The sequence below is a fragment of the Chryseobacterium sediminis genome, assembly GCF_008386505.1.
In the GTDB taxonomy this organism is placed as follows: Bacteria; Bacteroidota; Bacteroidia; order Flavobacteriales; family Weeksellaceae; genus Chryseobacterium; species Chryseobacterium sediminis.
This window is the reverse complement of record NZ_VUNZ01000001.1, coordinates 493,954-509,518: the sequence shown is the minus strand read 5'-3', so window position 1 is coordinate 509,518 and position 15,565 is coordinate 493,954. Positions and strand designations below refer to the sequence as shown.

Genomic DNA, 15,565 nt, shown 5'->3' with positions numbered 1-15,565 from the left:
CTGTTTTAAGATAGATTCTTTACCTTTATAATATCAATTCAAAATTATTTTTATGCCCTGGAATCCCGAATTATACGATCAGTACAAGGATGTACGCTACAAGCCTTTTTATGATTTAGCAGCATTGATCAAGCCTGAAAACAATATAAAAGCCATTGACTTAGGCTGTGGTACCGGAGAACAGACTTCCATTTTAACTGAAAAACTGACAGGTTCTACATTTTTAGGAATCGATTCATCGGCAGAAATGCTTGAAAAATCGAAAAAATTTGAAAATGAAAACTTACATTTTAAACTTCAGAGCATTGAAGAAACGGCACAGTCTGATCAAAAGTGGGATCTTGTTTTCAGTAATGCGGCTCTGCAATGGGCAGATGATCATGAAACTTTATTTCCAAAAATCATTGAACTGTTATCTCCTTCAGGCCAGTTGGCCATACAGATGCCTGTTCAGAAAGAAAATATTCTCAATCAGATTCTGACAGAAATGGCAGATGAAGAACCTTATGCATCACAACTAAATCATTTCAACCGTGATTCACCGGTGCTTTCAATGGATGATTATGCTCAGATTCTGTTTGATAACAGAATTCAGGATATAGAAATTTTCCAGAAAGTGTATCCTATCATTGCAGATGATCATGAGGCTTTATATGAATTTATTTCAGGAACAGCTTTATTACCTTATCTGGAACGTCTGGAAGATGATCAGAAAGAAAATTTCATTACCGAATTTAAATCACGAATAGCACAAAGATTTACAAAATATCCAGCCATCTATGCATTTAAGCGTATTTTGATGTATGGTCGTAAGAAATAGAGATATTTAAACAGAATCAGTTGTCTCAGAAATGTCATTCTGAACGAAATGAAATGTAGTGAAGAATCTCATATATTGGTTATCAATGAGATTCTTCCTTCGTCAGAATGACAAAGCTCAAACTATTTGACAACTACTTCTTTTTATTAATAAAATAGTTACTCTTTTAGATTATACAAAAACGGACTCTTCCTTATATATTCAGGAGTATCAATTTGAGAAACTAAAAATGCTGCCAGATCTGATGCACTGATATTTTCCCCCCGACAGTCGATAAGATTTGTTTCAGTTACGAAATTTTCTTCTGTAAGGTGAATCAAGGGCAGTCTTACCAAAGTCCAATCCAGATTACTCTCCATAAGAAGTTCGTACTCCTTTTGTTTATCAGCAGTTGTCTCAGGATAGTTCTTATACATCCAGTCTGTAGCCATTTTTACCTTTTCATTTTTTTGATCAGATAATGTATTCACACTCAAACCTGTGGTCACAATATACCGGCTGATGCCATGATGATTCATCGCTCTGATGATATTTTTCGCCGCATCACTGAATATAGACTTCTCTCCTTTTGGTTGCCCTAAAGTACTCATTACAATATCCGTCCCTTCAATCAATGAACGGACAGCTGCTTCCTCTCTTGCATCTCCTTTTACCACTTCAATTAATGGATTTTGAATAGTAAAATTTTCAGGATGTCTTACTAAAAGTTTAAGGAAATGCCCTTTCTCAAGAAGGTTTTGTACCAGATATTTTCCGGATTTTCCTGTTCCGCCGATTATGGCAATTTTATATGTATTCATATTGATTTTTTTTAATGAAGTTGTTTAAACATTTATATTGATGATTTTTAACCACAAAAGGCACAAAAGTTTTGAACACTTAAGTCTTTTTAGAGTTAAACTTTATGCATAGTAAGTACACTTAAGTTTTGTGAAAATCTTTGACTTTCATCTTATGTGAGCTTTTTTGTAGAATTATATTCAACTTGCTTAAGTGAGCTAAAGTGTTTTAAAATGAAAGCTTTTGTGACTTTTGTGGTTTTGTAAAGTTTAAACAACTTCTATGTTAAACATCAATAATCAACAACTTTTTAAATGCTATTGACCATTGACAGTACAAATGACGTTTTGTCTTTGCTTTAGTTTTGATATAATAAAGATATTGGGTTCAGAAATTGAACCTAAGATTTTCAGGTTTCAGAATGATCCCTGAATCAGTAATATGTATTACGAGATTTTAATGAATTAAAGTTACATTTTTTTCACCATTAAAAAATCAAAAAAATTATGATTTTGACAACACTTATTAAAAGAGAAAGTTTATAACTTTGATAACATTCTTATTATCAACACTTTTCAAAACCGCCATTTTACACCAATATAATATATAAATATGGAACCATTTACTGTTAACATCCCCGAATCGGTGATAACCGACCTTAAAAACCGTATCCAAAACACCAGATGGCCCGAAGAACCCGAAGGCTCCGGCTGGAACTATGGTACGAACGAAACTTATCTGAAAGAGCTTACCAACTACTGGGTAAATGATTACAACTGGAAAATGCATGAACAGCAGTTAAATCAACATCCGCAGTACACAACCCGCATAGACGGAATTCTGATTCATTTTCAATACATCAGAGGTAAAGGTCCCAACCCCAAACCTTTGATTCTTACTCATGGCTGGCCAGACAGTTATTACCGTTTTCATAAAATTATCCCCTTGCTTACCGAAGGCGAACAGAGTTTTGATCTGGTTATCCCTTCTATTCCGGGATTTGGCTTTTCTGATAAAACAACAGTCAACAGTGAGAAAGTCGCAGATCTTTGGAAAAAACTAATGACTGAAGTCCTTGGATATGAAAAATTCTGTGCTGCCGGAGGAGATATAGGAATGGGAGTAGTAAAAGCACTGACTTCAAAATACCCTGATGTAATGGAAGCGGTTCATCTTACAGACGTAGGATACCCAACCGGTCAGGAAAATCCGACAACAATGAGTGAAGATGAAAAACAATTCGCACAGTTTGTCCAGCACTGGTGGTATAGCGAAGGAGCTTATGCAATGGTACAGTCTACCAAACCCCAGTCTCTTGCTTACGGACTAAACGACTCTCCTATAGGACTTGCAGGCTGGATCATAAGTTTTATAAATGCCGGATCGCCACCGGAATTAATAGAAACTGCCTTCGGAGGAAGAGATGAGATACTCACCAATATTATGATTTACTGGGTGACTCAAACAATAGGTTCTTCTGCCAGAATGTACAAAGAAGACGCAGCATCTCTATGGAGCGGAACACACATTCATCAAAAAAGCAATGTTCCGGCCGGAGTGCTTGTATTTCCCCGTGAAGCTCAGTTTCCTAAACAGTGGGCAGAACGTTTCGTGAATGTAACCAGCTTTAAAAAGATGAATGAAGGCGGTCATTTTGCCGCACTGGAATTACCTCATATGTTTGCAGATGAACTAAGGTCATTCTTTTATTCTGTTAAATAAAAAAGAGGATTTTACCCCTAGTCTAGACTTATCCACAACAAATTGTGGATAACTTGTGAATTTTAACATTAAATTCATATTTCGTATTAAAATTATTACTACATTTACTATGTAATAAAAATCGAAGTGGAAACTTTATTTGCTTTTCTTACTACTATTGAAATTGCAATTAAATTTGAAATAAAAATTTAAGCACAGCATTGTCGGCTGTGCTTTTTATTGTTGTCTAATTAAAAAAATGAGATGTATTTATCTACTGAATCTGCCCCTAAAGGGCAGATTCTTTTAATCTACAGCCCTTTTATAGAAGTATTTTCGTAAATTTACTATACGCGTTTGGCACAAAACGGCACAAATTAAAATAGTAACTTATGAAAAACACATGGACAAAACCAAAGCTAAAATCATCGGGTAAAGATTGGTATGTTTGGTTTAGATTTAACGGAGGTCACCCGACAAAGGTGAGGGAAGATATTAACAAAATAGAAGATGTAAAAGAAAGGGAAGTTTATGGTTTGGCCTTAGCTTCAGTGGTTGAGGATCGATTAAAAAGAGGATGGGTTCCGATTAAAAAGAAAACACTTCCTCAGCCCGAGGATCATAATTACAATATCATTGAAGCTTTTGATTATGCATTTACCATCCTTAAGGGTAAGCTGGCAAAAGTCACATACCAGGATTACGAATTAGTTTACAGACTCCTTAAACCCGTTATACAGAAGCTTGACTGGAATGACCACGATATAAAAGAGTTTGATTCATATCACATAAAACTCTTACTAGATGCAGCAGTTGATAAATACGAATGGTCAAACTTAAGATATAATAAGGTTTCCAATGTTTTACGCTCTATTTTTACAGTATTGAAAAAAGAGTTCATTGTAAAATTAAACCCCGCAAGAGGCATATCGTATTTAGAAAATGAAGAGTCTAGAGAGATCGATCTTATTACTGACGAAGAACAAAAATTGATTATTGAGCATTATAATAAAGTATGCCCAAATTTCAATGTATTTCTACGAATGATTTATGAGTCGGGAATTAGACCTGCCGAGATAAGAAGAGTACAATGTTCAATGATTAATCTTGATAAAAAAATTATTACTCTTCCCAGAGAAGCGAGTAAAACAAAAGGCCGTAGAGTTCCTATTTCTAACGATTTAAAGCATGAATTAATGCAATTTGATTTGAGCATTCCTGAAAATTACCTTTTTGGGGTTGCTGCTCCTCATAGTAAAAACATAGATAAAAAATTCATTCCAGCACCATATCCAATTTCTAAAAGTTCAATGCAAAGAATGTGGACACAAAACGCTCACGACATACTTAAAATTAATAAAAAAATGTATTGGTTTAAACACAAGGGAGCAAATGACAAGGAAGAAAATGGCATGAACCTAAAAACCATAAAGGAAGTTTTCGGGCATTCATCTGAAAAAATAACAGAAATTTACGCAACAAAACATCAGGAAAAAGAATTTGAAAAAGCAAGAAGTCTGATGCCAAAATTTGAATAACAAATAAAAGGCGAAACTAAAAAGTTACGCCTTTTTCTTTTAGTTCAAGAATTCGTCTTTCTAAAATATCCTCGGTAAGTTCTTGGTGAAACACATGGTGCCATACGTAATGGAGATAATTGAAAATATCTTCATCAACTAAAGCCGATAGAAAAACGTAAAGATCCCGGCGGTCTTCGTCCTCAAAATAATCTTCGTCAAACTCGAAAATTGTATCTGCTGAGATTTCCCAGCGTTCCCGAAAGTAACCATCAAATTCTATATTTTTATCCGCTGCGGCTCCACGGATTAAGTTCATAGCATCATCGTAAAAGTTTACCATATCATTTGGGTCTTCTTCTATATAGTTTGCCAGAAGCTGAAATATGTGTTTATGATCTTCCATTATCCAAAAAGTGAGGTTTGGGTTGGTGGATCTTGTTTGGGCATTTTTTGCGGTTCCAGGTTGACAGCAACGAGCGCAGGATCATAGGCTGGGAACTCGAAGCTTTCAATTGGATCATCATTTAGAAATCTATTTGCCGTTCCAACATCCATACAAATCGGCATTCGAAGTTTTGAATTATGAACTACGCTCATTAATTCATTTGCAACGGTAGTAACGAGTCCAAAACCTATTTCTCCATTATCCCAGACGTCATAAAATGCAGCAATATAAAAATGATCCTGATCCTTCCAGTTAACACGGTGCTTTACTGTGATTGGAGTTTTTCTACCTGGATTCTGAACATGCATCCAATCATAGAAGCCGGTAACCGGAACCACCGCCCTGTTGTGCTCAAACTTTCTGTAAAATGTGTGAGTTTTTTCCGCGGTCAAATTTATACCTTTCCCAGGCTTTGATTTATCGGCTTCTTTATAAAGTCGCCAGGTTCCGTGGGTGATCTTCCGGCCGTGGTGATCTAAAACTATTGGCATTGCCGGGACATCGAAGGCATTAACCTCCGGCTTAAGAATGTAATTACCCTCAACGATTTCCGCTGCCAGGTTTGCTGAAACTTCCTCAATTGAAAGTCCAGCATTATCTACTCGGTTGCACATGATTAATATTTTTAACCTAAAATACAAATATTATGCAATTATTTCAGATGCCTATATGCCCAGCCTTGATCATTGTTCTCGCTATCGCCTTTTCTCTTCTTTCCCTGATAGACAAATTTATTTTTAGGAGAAATGATACTTAAAAGCCAGAACTTTGCCAATTTAAGACCGTAATAATCTACTGACTCAGACGTGACATCGAAAACAACAACCTCATTCTCAACAAGCTCTTCAATATCAAACTTCTTGCTTTCCGTGTAGAAAACGTCAATTTCCTGCTTCTTATCTGAAGTGATAAGTCGCACATGATTAATGTGTTTAGATTTAATTGTGCCACGAATTTCCATGTTTCAAAATTGCTACAATATGTAACAATTACAAAATAATTAATGTTACATTTAGTAACAATCTTAATTTTTGCAGAAATAATCATACTTTCACTTTATCCAGATAATACCCTACAACCCTCATTCGCCACAGTCTATATTTCTTAACTGTTACAGTTGCTTTCAGCCAATCTCCTTTTTTTAAGTCAGAAACTATGTAGTTGTCACTCTTACGATACATAAGGTCTAAAGTGGAACCATCATCGAGGCGGATTCTAGTGTATCGCTTCTTTACTTTTACAACAATCCCTTCTATTTCCATGGTAATATTTTTACCTAAAGTTACTAAAACAAAAATCCCCGACCTAAATCGAGGATATATTAATTACTAACTCATTTCATAGAAAATGAGAAATCAAATATAATATTTTAAATCAAAAACCTCCCAGGCATTAGGAGGTCAAAAGTGTAAAATGAATTATGAGATAAGATTTGGTGTTAAATAAGCTTTCATAATCACATCAACCAATATGCCAAATTAATCACCTATTAATGAAATCTTTATTTTTGTGGTATATTTTATTTATTATACATATACGACAATAAAAAATAGAAACGTATGATCGCAAGCATATAAATAAAATTCATTCACGCATACATTTACTTTCTAATAATAAATGTTGTACAATCTTACAGTACAATCGGCTCTCCCCTAATAAGGAGAGTTTTTATTTCTACAAAAAAAATCCTTCCCGAAGGAAGGACACTTAAAAAAACTGACTTGTTCTTGTCTCTTAAAAAAACTCCGTAAATATACGGATAGTATGTAGGTATAACTCTACGGGAAACCGTAACGCATTAGTTTGAATTGTTTGTATATTGGCTGCTTAACGAAAAATGAATAATTATGACACACGAATTTACCTCAGAAGATTGGGAAGAAATTAAAGGAGGCTATAAGTTAGAATTTGAAATTAACTTAGAAGACAAACAAGATAAGCCTATAGTTCAAGTTTATCAATATATGGATACAGATGTTGCGGTATTAAATGCCTATCCCACAATTATTACACATATAGTCACAGTGCATTCATCAGGCAAATTTTCAGGATACGTTGTGATCAAATAAAAACAATCCCCACCTAACAGTGGGGATTTCTTATTTACCTCTCTTTAAAATGCGTTCTATTTGAACAACTTCCCTTCCTCTTTCGTCATTCTTCATTAAGATATTTTCTTTCGTGAAAAAATCTCCTTCTATTTCCCCCTTTACATTGAAAGAAAAGTTACTGAAAAAAGTTTCCATATTATTGAACCCAAAAGTTGTTAAAGTAATTATAGGGTCTTCTTTAACATCTTTGTCATTTTCATTGTCGCCCGTTACGATATTATCTAAAATATCTTGCGTAATTGTCATGTTATGCAGCGTTCCTTTATCTTTAATATGATCTTTAGAATAAATGTAATTTTTGGGTGTTATATAAAATTGTTTAGTTGAGCTTTTTATATAATTTATTTCAATAAATCCTCCTGTAACTGGAACCATTTCGGAGTTAGCGTAATGATATAGTTCAATTTTACTTAGATCTATTCTGATATTTTTTTGTTTCTTTATATATTCCCATCCCAGCTTTCCAAATATATGATCATTAATAATATCGCAGATTACAACAACATTCTTTTTATCGTACGAAAATGTATCTGCAGGCATATTAAAACCTTCCATTTTATTGACCGGAATTGCCAAAGTAAAATTCATATTTAATCCAAACTCATTAATAACCTTACGAACAGGAATTTTTAACAATGTTTCCCATTTCTTATTTATTGCTGAATGGACAGTTAAACATTCAATACCATAACTTTCTGCTTTCGTAATAGCTGCTTTCGTAAAGCCGTTAGAACATACTAGTATACCTTTATTTGCTTTTGTATCTGTTATGACTTGCCTAAATTGGTCTACAATAGCAATATCTGCTTTATGCTTGTGATCTTTCGCTTGAACAATTATAAGGTGATCAGCACCAGCAAATTTATATTTTATAGAAACATCTATTTGTCTCATTATTTTTCCTCGATCATCAAAAATATGATCATCATGTGTCACTAATGCATTGGGCTCTAGACTTTGATACATATTCGCTATTAAAAGCTCGTATTCTTTTCCTGCTTTCATCTGGGTATAATATGGTTACTATTTTTAATACATCATCAAATGACAAATCAGTACCATATATCCTATTTCCATCAATAACTAGCTGCAAAGAATCTTCCAAAACATTAATACTAATAGTTTGGAGATAAAAGCTAGTGAAAGAAAATGATTTATTCCCTCTAGATTTAAAACCGAAAGTTCGTAACATATTAATTTGGTCCTGTGATAATGTCATAACGTAAATATAGTAATTTATTAATACCCTTATTTAAAAACGGTCTTGTAATACTTCTGCTTATTTCGCAAAGAACAAATCTGCTTCCGCTTTTCTTCTACGGATCAAACCGTTTAAAGTTTTTCCTCCGGCTGTAATATATTTCGTAGTGAACCATTTTCGTATTTCCGAATCTGCAGCTTTTTTATTAATCAAAGAAAATAATCCATCGGAACCTCCGGTATTGTAAGTGTGCGAAACGAGGGCATCAAACTGATTCTGGGTAAGTGGAACTTTTACTTTTGAATTGACAATCTTTTCATAAGTTGGCAGAACTACAGCGAACAGCTCAATTCCTTTTTCTTTTGTGATTGCAGGATCTTTCATGGTTACTTTCTTTCCTCCCGGATAGTAAGTGCTGCCATATCCTATTGTCGGAATTCCGGCAGAATCCAGATAAGGCTTAGCACTGAAGCCTTCAAATGATACAATCAGATTAATTCCTTTTTGTGATGTTTTCATTTTATTCTATTTTAAATTAAACAACCTCTCTTTTAAACAACTCTTCTTGAACCGGAATCAAATTTTCAATTCTCGCTTTTCCTAATTCAAAATACTCCTGATCAATCTCACAAGCGATTCCTTTCATTCCCATATTGTGTACAGCTTCCATACAACTCATGGAACCTCCGAAAAAGTCAGCAATTACAATTTCATTATGTGGCTTTGATTCTGGAATAACAAGGGCTAAAAGACGCACTAAAAGACTTACTGGTTTTTGTGTAGGATGTATTGTGTTATAATGGTCTCGTAATTCTCTAATTATTGTTTTTTCCTTCATTCCGTTTTGAATTGTCCTTAATGTGGCAAGTCCTCTACTTCTATCATGAAAAGCATTTTTCATATGATTTTTAGATTTTTTCTCAGTATATATAATCTCGCCAGTGTTAAGGAAATGTTCTATATCTTCAAATTCTTTTGAATTTATAGCTGATTTAATCCTTTTAACGTCTTGAATTACCCCGTCAATATTATGTTTTTTTGCTTCTAGATATGGGATTTTAACATTATTTAATTTGCCAGATCCTTTCGTATAAATATTGACCAATTCATGTATTCTCAAAATTGGAGCGGCTGGTATCGAGTTTTGACTTTTATCCCAAACAATTTCTTCTTTGAAATTAAAAACCTTTTTGAATGATTTATCATTCGTAACATCAATACCATTGTAGCTTAAAACTATATCAATATATGCATTATTGACAGCCGTAATTTTTTTATCAACAATAACATATTCGTTTTTATACTTTCTAATATTCTCAAGTAAAGTATTCCATCGGTAAAAACTTTCTCCACGGCCAAACATAACAATGAATCCATTTTTAGTTAATAACCTTGCACACTCTGAGAAAAACTTATGTTCATCGAACGGGCGCTCAAGCTTCTGATTTTTCAAATACAAGTACGGAGGATCAATACAAATCACATCTATACTTTCATCTGGAAGTCTTTTCATTAATTCCAGGTTATCTTCGTTATATAGTTGAATGTTTTTCATTTCTTAAAATATTTATAGATTCCAAATATTACTATTGCCACTACTCCCAATATTGCCATAATAACCCAAAATCCAGCCTGAAAGCCTGTAGCTTTTATTTCCTTGGTTTTCTGTTTTACTTCCTGAACTCTTTTTTTAATATTATTTTCTTCAACAATATTTTCAGAGAATTCTTTGAATCTTCCTATGAAGGATTCTGAATTATATTCTTTTTTTACATGGTCCAGTTGAGATGATTTTGTCCTTATGTGAACATCTGCATTACCATTAACTCTAATGGCTTGCAAGGTATCACCGTTTTCAATATTGTAGATTTCAATCGGCTTTCCTGTCTCAGCTTTTCCTTTAACCTCAAAATCAGTTACATTATCTTTTTTTTGTTCCAGGATCTCAGACTGTTTTGATTGTTGCTTATCCTCTGCTTTTTCAACTTTACTTTCTACTTTTGCCGATGATGTTTGTTGAATTTGCTCAATTTCTGCGCTTTTTGATGTGATTACTTTTTTTGTCCTACACCCCGTCAGAATTATTAATATTGTTATCAGTATTGCTGTTCTCATTTTCGTTTTGTTTTTTGTAATTCGATAATAAATCATGAAGTACATCTTCTCTCTTTTCAAGAAGTTCAAGAACTTGAACCATTGAAGCATTGGTTTTTCTCCTTAGTTTATTTTCAGCTTTTTCCTGAACCGATTTTGCTTCAGTAAAAACAAGCACAACGGCTGCGAGAAGAGACACAATTGGAACAGCAGATATTGGAAACTCAAAAAAATAAGTTATTGGAACTATCGCATCAAAAATGAATGCATAAAGTAGCATCCCGAAATAATGGTTAAATTTTGCAACACTTCTTTTATATCCTTCAGAAGTTCGCATTTCACCTATCTGTTTAGCTTTTCTAATGCCAAAATAAAAGTCAATTATCATGGCTATTAAAACAGCACTCCACAAAATACCAACAACAATTAATTTCATGATAATTGCGCTGTAATCCTCTTTTAAAAATTCTAATATCATAGTTATAATGATTGTTTTTGTTTATTTACCCTATGAAAAGTCCATTCTGGAAATAACATATTGTACCTCCAATTGTCACTTGCCCCGTATAACCTTCTGCTAACGTACCACCTAAAGCAGGCACATATACTTTAAACCCTTTGAATCCATTACCTCCAATGTTATTTAAAAAGATAAATCCATCATTAACGGTTATAGCATTGTTATTGCCTTGTGGACCAGATGCCGAAAGTTCCAAGGCTGTATTTCCCAGATTGTTGCCGGTAGCGGTTATTGAAGCTCCGGTGTTGATAACATTGCCTGCATCTTTAGAAGAATTTATCATGAAGTTTCCAATATACTGGCTATTCGGATGAACATCATTTGAAATCATCAATCCATCTGTGAGGTCTCCATTTGTATTTACGGTTCCGAAAAGTATCTTTCCTGTCGTACTTGTAAGAGTTGAAGTCGTAATATACCATCCATTAACCCCGCCTATTGTTCCGGTATTCGCATCAATATTCCCTTTTATTTCTGCATTTTTTGAGATCATTTTCCCATTCTGTAAAACCTGAAATACTGCATCATTTTTATGAGCGTAATCAGCGCCGGCTCCAAATCTGATACTATCACCACCGGCATCTGTGACAGACGATATAAAAGCATTTCTTTCGGTTTCATTTCCGACTTCTATAACCTGTGTCATAAGCAGTCCGTTATCAATGGACGTAAACCCGTCTGAGCCATCAGTAAACTTAATTTTCCCTATGATTTCCTGCGTGTCCAGGTTGATTGTCATCTGCCCGTCCAGTGAAGAAATAATACCGGTTCTGATCAGCCCCCCGTTTATGGTAGTTGTCCCAACAGTAATGGATAATACCCTCACTCCTTCTACTACTGAATGAAGAATGCCTATTAAAAAGTAATAATCATTAGCATCTGCATCGAATTTGTATTGCTCCTGACTAAAAACAATTGCACCGGTCTGGTCGGTCTTAGAACATTTGCCATAAACGTATCTAAATTGATCATCAGGGATAGTTTCTGTATTCTCTGGAATATTCCATTCTTTGTCAAAAGTCTGGGAATAGATGATTCCAGGATTTACCTTTACTTTATTCTTATCGTTCTCAAACATTACGTAAAAAACAACGCTGCAGCTAATCTGTTGAGATCTGGCACCGACTGAAATCATGTTTGTTTCAATCGAGTTCGGACGAATGTTCTCCGGATCAAAGTAATCATCAGTATCAAAAACAAGATTCTTTAATTCTTCGGTGGTCTTAAGCCCCAGCTTTGAATAATTGATCTGTCCCAGATTCGTAATAGACATTACATTTTTGATCTGCTTTATATCTAACACAATCTGTGATGCATAGTTTATCTCGTAGGAATCTGCTATTACTATTTTAGTACGGTAAGGATTATAGTCTCCACTTTGGATGAAATCAATTGTAGTCTGATTTACACGAAGAACCTTATCGATTCCCAAAACCGGATCATATACCTGTATGTAATCGCCAATATCAAATTTCCCCACTCCAATTTTTTCCATGTAAGCCGGATCAACATTCAGATCGTATGAAACCTTAGCGTTTTTGTTTAGCTCAAACTGCTCCAGTCCTTTCTGTAGCAATTCATTCTCTGCATTGTCGATATATGTTTTCGGCATAACTATATCCAAAATCACGTATTCATCACCGACAGCAAATTGAAAAGCAGTAGAATTTTCATCCGGAAAGCTTTGTCCCTGATCGTTTTTGAAAGGAATAATTTCAAATGTTTTTGTCGAATGGTTATAGCCGCCTTTTTTGATCTCAAACTCATATCCTGCCAGGTTGCCGGTATTGAAATGTACTTTGGCAGATGTTCCTGCAACAAGATATTTTGTCGTCACTCCGTCGGCTTCTTTCTCGTTGAGATCAAAATCCATCGCGGAATCTGAGAACTTAAATTTCGTATCGCCTAAAGAAGTAATCTTTCCAGTTCGATGTGGATAAATATCATCAAATGTTATTGAACCCTCTTTTAATCCAAAACCAGCAATAGAGCTTTGATCCTCCAAATAGTCGGCACCTGGTAACTTTAATCTTTTGCTGAAATTCCTGTATTCATTCGGAATGTTATTTGTTCCCCCAAATACATAAAGGCGGTTTACTATATCGTTATCATCAACGTTATTTCGAGAAAGAGAATAAAGCCCTTTACCTTTTCCATAATCGAATTTAATTGGAACTTTCTTTCCATAGTCTCCGGTATGAATAACATATTTCCCGTTTTCGTATTTAATCCAGAAGTCTGTTTTAAATTCGTTACAGATCTTTTGCATTGCTGAAAGACATGTATCATCTCCGAAAGTGATTGTTTTCGTTTCTCCGTTGGTAAAATTCCCCAGCTCCCAATTTCCAGCAAAACGTTTCATATTGTTTTTTAAAGCCAGCAAGAAAACTTCAATGGTGCCGATCAAAGGAAATTCCAGATCAGGACCGAATCCAGTTGCATCAGCGTTGAAATACTTGCAACGTTGCATGTCGAACATTAAACCCTGAGCGGTAATATTATACTCGTATGAAGCATTGCTATTCTTTACTAATGAAGGAAGAGTATTAATACGATATACAGAGTCAAACAACACAAAATAATCATTGATCAGAATATCCAACTTTTCCCGGGAATTCAGTTTGATCGAAACCGAATCATCCGAAAGCATAACGCGGTTAAGTGTTGCTGATTCTACAGAACGCTTCCCCCGCTCAATTAAATTGAACAAGGGTGATCCGTTTCTGTATAATGTTATATTGTTCATTTATATGAATCTTTTGATCACTGGAATCATCTGAGTTGACATTACTTTATAACCTTCATTTACAGGGTGAAGACCGTCAGATGTATATTGCGTTAGATTTCTCATGTTTATTACTCCTTCTTTGAAAAAGTCTACAACAGGAATACTTTCATAGGCAGCCACTTCTCTAATTGCATTAACAAAATCTGAAAGAGTACGACCTACACTATTGGTGCTCCATGATGTATATCCGCCATTGTCTCTTTGAAGTGGTGTACAGAAAATAATTTTAGCCTTAGGATTCAGTTCGTAGCAGCGAAGTACAAACGCTTTTAAAGCCTGGTAAAAATTCATTGAAACAACGGCTCCTACACTTCCGTATGACGTTAGGTTTTTATAATCGTTTAGAGTCCCAATATCACCACTACGCATATTTAACTTGAAGTCATTCGTTCCTGCTAAAAGAGTGAAAATATCATGTGATGCAGCATTGTTTATAAATTGCTCTATTATACTTGTTCCATCAGGTGTTACAAAAGTTGATAAAGGTCTTCCAGAGTATCCGTACGTTGTGTAAGTAGCAAAACCAATTTTATCTTGTATGTAAAGCTGATAGCCTTTTAACGAACCTCCAACGCCATTTGCAGTAATACTATCTCCTGCTGAACCTATTTTAAGATTTGTGAAAATCTTTGTTAAATCACCATTATTAATTGATGAAACGTTACCCAATGCATCCTTAATGATAGAAGCTGCAGTATATGTAACTGTCTTCTTTTGAATATTCATATTGACAGCATTCACATTGTAGAAATTTGCCGCAACTTCCACAACATCCGCAGGTATCGTAAACTCAACAAAGTTTGTTGCATTGACAACATCAACTAGAATAACAACGGTTCCGTTTGCTCTAAATCCATAAACTCCCCTAATGCTTAATGAAGAGTAAGACTTTCCTCGGTATCTCCATACGTCTCCGCCTGTTGCCGGCATCTTTGGTGTACATCTAAAGTCTACATGTGAAGTGAAAACACCTGATGCGTTATAATATCCTGTAAGAGCTGTAGTTGAATTGTATTTTTCATCATAGATTGTCTCTACGATATAACTCCCTACGATAGGCTGCCATATTGTTGAAGTTATCGAAGGAATATCCGTTACTGTTGCTTGCTGTCCTGTTTTAACGGACCACATACTGTTATTATATACGGTTTGCGTGCCAGCAACGGCAGGAAACTGTAAAGACTCAAACGCAGTAATGTTTTGTGATGCTTGGGCCATTTCCTCCTGTGATTTAGTCCACACAGTGCCCTTTTTGTAAAACATGGTGGAAAAACCTTTAATAGCCTTTAGATTTCCAGCATTAGGATAATTCGTGCCTGGATCTGCTGAAGAAATTGCAGGCTTGTAGCTTCCGTCTTCTGTTGGTGTCGGATCTGTTGGTGAAATAATGCCTTTGAAATCTGAATCTACCTGCTGCTTTATCTCAGCTATTTTTTTATTGAATGCATCGTCTTGCTCTTCTTGACCTTGAGCGAACTGTTCTTTGGATATAGCATTGCCCACTAAGCTATTTTTATCAATAGTGGCTACGTTCTCCGGTGGTATCATATCTGTGACTACAACATTTACTTGATCTTCCATTGTT

The 15,565-nt window shown here is 34.8% G+C and carries 16 protein-coding genes; 4 read left to right on the top strand and 12 right to left on the bottom strand.

The window, feature by feature from the left end; all coding sequences use genetic code 11:
* The first annotated feature begins 52 nt into the window (after nt 1–52).
* Nucleotides 53–820 carry a methyltransferase domain-containing protein gene (locus FW780_RS02370; RefSeq protein ID WP_149832034.1) on the top strand — a complete coding sequence of 256 codons (768 nt, stop codon included), beginning with the start codon at nt 53–55 and terminating at the stop codon, nt 818–820.
* Between the two features lie 158 nt (nt 821–978).
* Here the strand turns inward: FW780_RS02370 and FW780_RS02365 are convergent, their stop codons facing one another.
* Nucleotides 979–1,620 (bottom strand): NAD(P)-dependent oxidoreductase, encoded by a 642-nt coding sequence (locus FW780_RS02365; protein ID WP_149832033.1) that lies wholly within the window; start codon nt 1,618–1,620, stop codon nt 979–981.
* 592 nt (nt 1,621–2,212) lie between these two features.
* On the opposite strand from FW780_RS02365, the gene FW780_RS02360 reads away from it, so the two are divergent.
* Nucleotides 2,213–3,322: an epoxide hydrolase family protein gene (locus FW780_RS02360; protein ID WP_149832032.1), complete on the top strand. Its 1,110-nt coding sequence runs from the start codon at nt 2,213–2,215 to the stop codon at nt 3,320–3,322.
* A gap of 371 nt (nt 3,323–3,693) precedes the next feature.
* On the top strand, nt 3,694–4,839 hold the full coding sequence (locus tag FW780_RS02355) for a tyrosine-type recombinase/integrase (RefSeq protein WP_149832031.1): 1,146 nt from the start codon (nt 3,694–3,696) through the stop codon (nt 4,837–4,839).
* Nucleotides 4,840–4,855: 16 nt separating this feature from the next.
* Here the strand turns inward: FW780_RS02355 and FW780_RS02350 are convergent, their stop codons facing one another.
* From FW780_RS02350 to FW780_RS02335, 4 genes are all read right to left on the bottom strand, one after another.
* Nucleotides 4,856–5,224, bottom strand: a complete 369-nt coding sequence (locus FW780_RS02350; protein WP_149832030.1) for a hypothetical protein — start codon at nt 5,222–5,224, stop codon at nt 4,856–4,858.
* Nucleotides 5,224–5,880: an SOS response-associated peptidase family protein gene (locus tag FW780_RS02345; protein WP_149832029.1), complete on the bottom strand. Its 657-nt coding sequence runs from the start codon at nt 5,878–5,880 to the stop codon at nt 5,224–5,226. Before FW780_RS02345 ends, FW780_RS02350 begins: the two co-directional genes overlap by 1 nt.
* 38 nt (nt 5,881–5,918) lie before the next feature.
* Entirely contained in the window at nt 5,919–6,185 is a 267-nt protein-coding gene (locus tag FW780_RS02340) for a hypothetical protein (RefSeq protein ID WP_149832028.1), read from the bottom strand.
* Nucleotides 6,186–6,309: 124 nt separating this feature from the next.
* Nucleotides 6,310–6,528 carry a hypothetical protein gene (locus FW780_RS02335; RefSeq protein WP_149832027.1) on the bottom strand — a complete coding sequence of 73 codons (219 nt, stop codon included), beginning with the start codon at nt 6,526–6,528 and terminating at the stop codon, nt 6,310–6,312.
* A gap of 585 nt (nt 6,529–7,113) precedes the next feature.
* On the opposite strand from FW780_RS02335, the gene FW780_RS02330 reads away from it, so the two are divergent.
* Nucleotides 7,114–7,335, top strand: a complete 222-nt coding sequence (locus tag FW780_RS02330) for a hypothetical protein (protein ID WP_149832026.1) — start codon at nt 7,114–7,116, stop codon at nt 7,333–7,335.
* A gap of 30 nt (nt 7,336–7,365) precedes the next feature.
* Here the strand turns inward: FW780_RS02330 and FW780_RS02325 are convergent, their stop codons facing one another.
* The 7 genes from FW780_RS02325 to FW780_RS02295 form a co-directional block, all read right to left on the bottom strand.
* On the bottom strand, nt 7,366–8,382 hold the full coding sequence (locus tag FW780_RS02325) for a restriction endonuclease (RefSeq protein ID WP_149832025.1): 1,017 nt from the start codon (nt 8,380–8,382) through the stop codon (nt 7,366–7,368).
* A gap of 274 nt (nt 8,383–8,656) precedes the next feature.
* The gene (locus FW780_RS02320; protein ID WP_149832024.1) at nt 8,657–9,097 is read right to left on the bottom strand and encodes a lysozyme; all 441 of its coding nucleotides are present in this window, start codon (nt 9,095–9,097) and stop codon (nt 8,657–8,659) included.
* Between the two features lie 16 nt (nt 9,098–9,113).
* On the bottom strand, nt 9,114–10,133 hold the full coding sequence (locus FW780_RS02315; RefSeq protein ID WP_149832023.1) for a DNA-methyltransferase: 1,020 nt from the start codon (nt 10,131–10,133) through the stop codon (nt 9,114–9,116).
* A complete protein-coding gene (locus FW780_RS02310) occupies nt 10,130–10,693 on the bottom strand; it encodes a hypothetical protein (protein WP_149832022.1) in 564 nt (187 codons plus the stop codon). The genes FW780_RS02315 and FW780_RS02310 overlap by 4 nt, the downstream gene beginning before the upstream one ends.
* Nucleotides 10,644–11,150: a phage holin family protein gene (locus FW780_RS02305; protein WP_149832021.1), complete on the bottom strand. Its 507-nt coding sequence runs from the start codon at nt 11,148–11,150 to the stop codon at nt 10,644–10,646. The genes FW780_RS02310 and FW780_RS02305 overlap by 50 nt, the downstream gene beginning before the upstream one ends.
* 25 nt (nt 11,151–11,175) lie before the next feature.
* Entirely contained in the window at nt 11,176–13,938 is a 2,763-nt protein-coding gene (locus tag FW780_RS02300; protein ID WP_149832020.1) for a phage tail protein, read from the bottom strand.
* Nucleotides 13,939–15,561, bottom strand: coding sequence for an SGNH/GDSL hydrolase family protein (locus tag FW780_RS02295; RefSeq protein WP_149832019.1), 1,623 nt, complete (start codon nt 15,559–15,561; stop codon nt 13,939–13,941).
* Nucleotides 15,562–15,565: the final 4 nt, after the last annotated feature.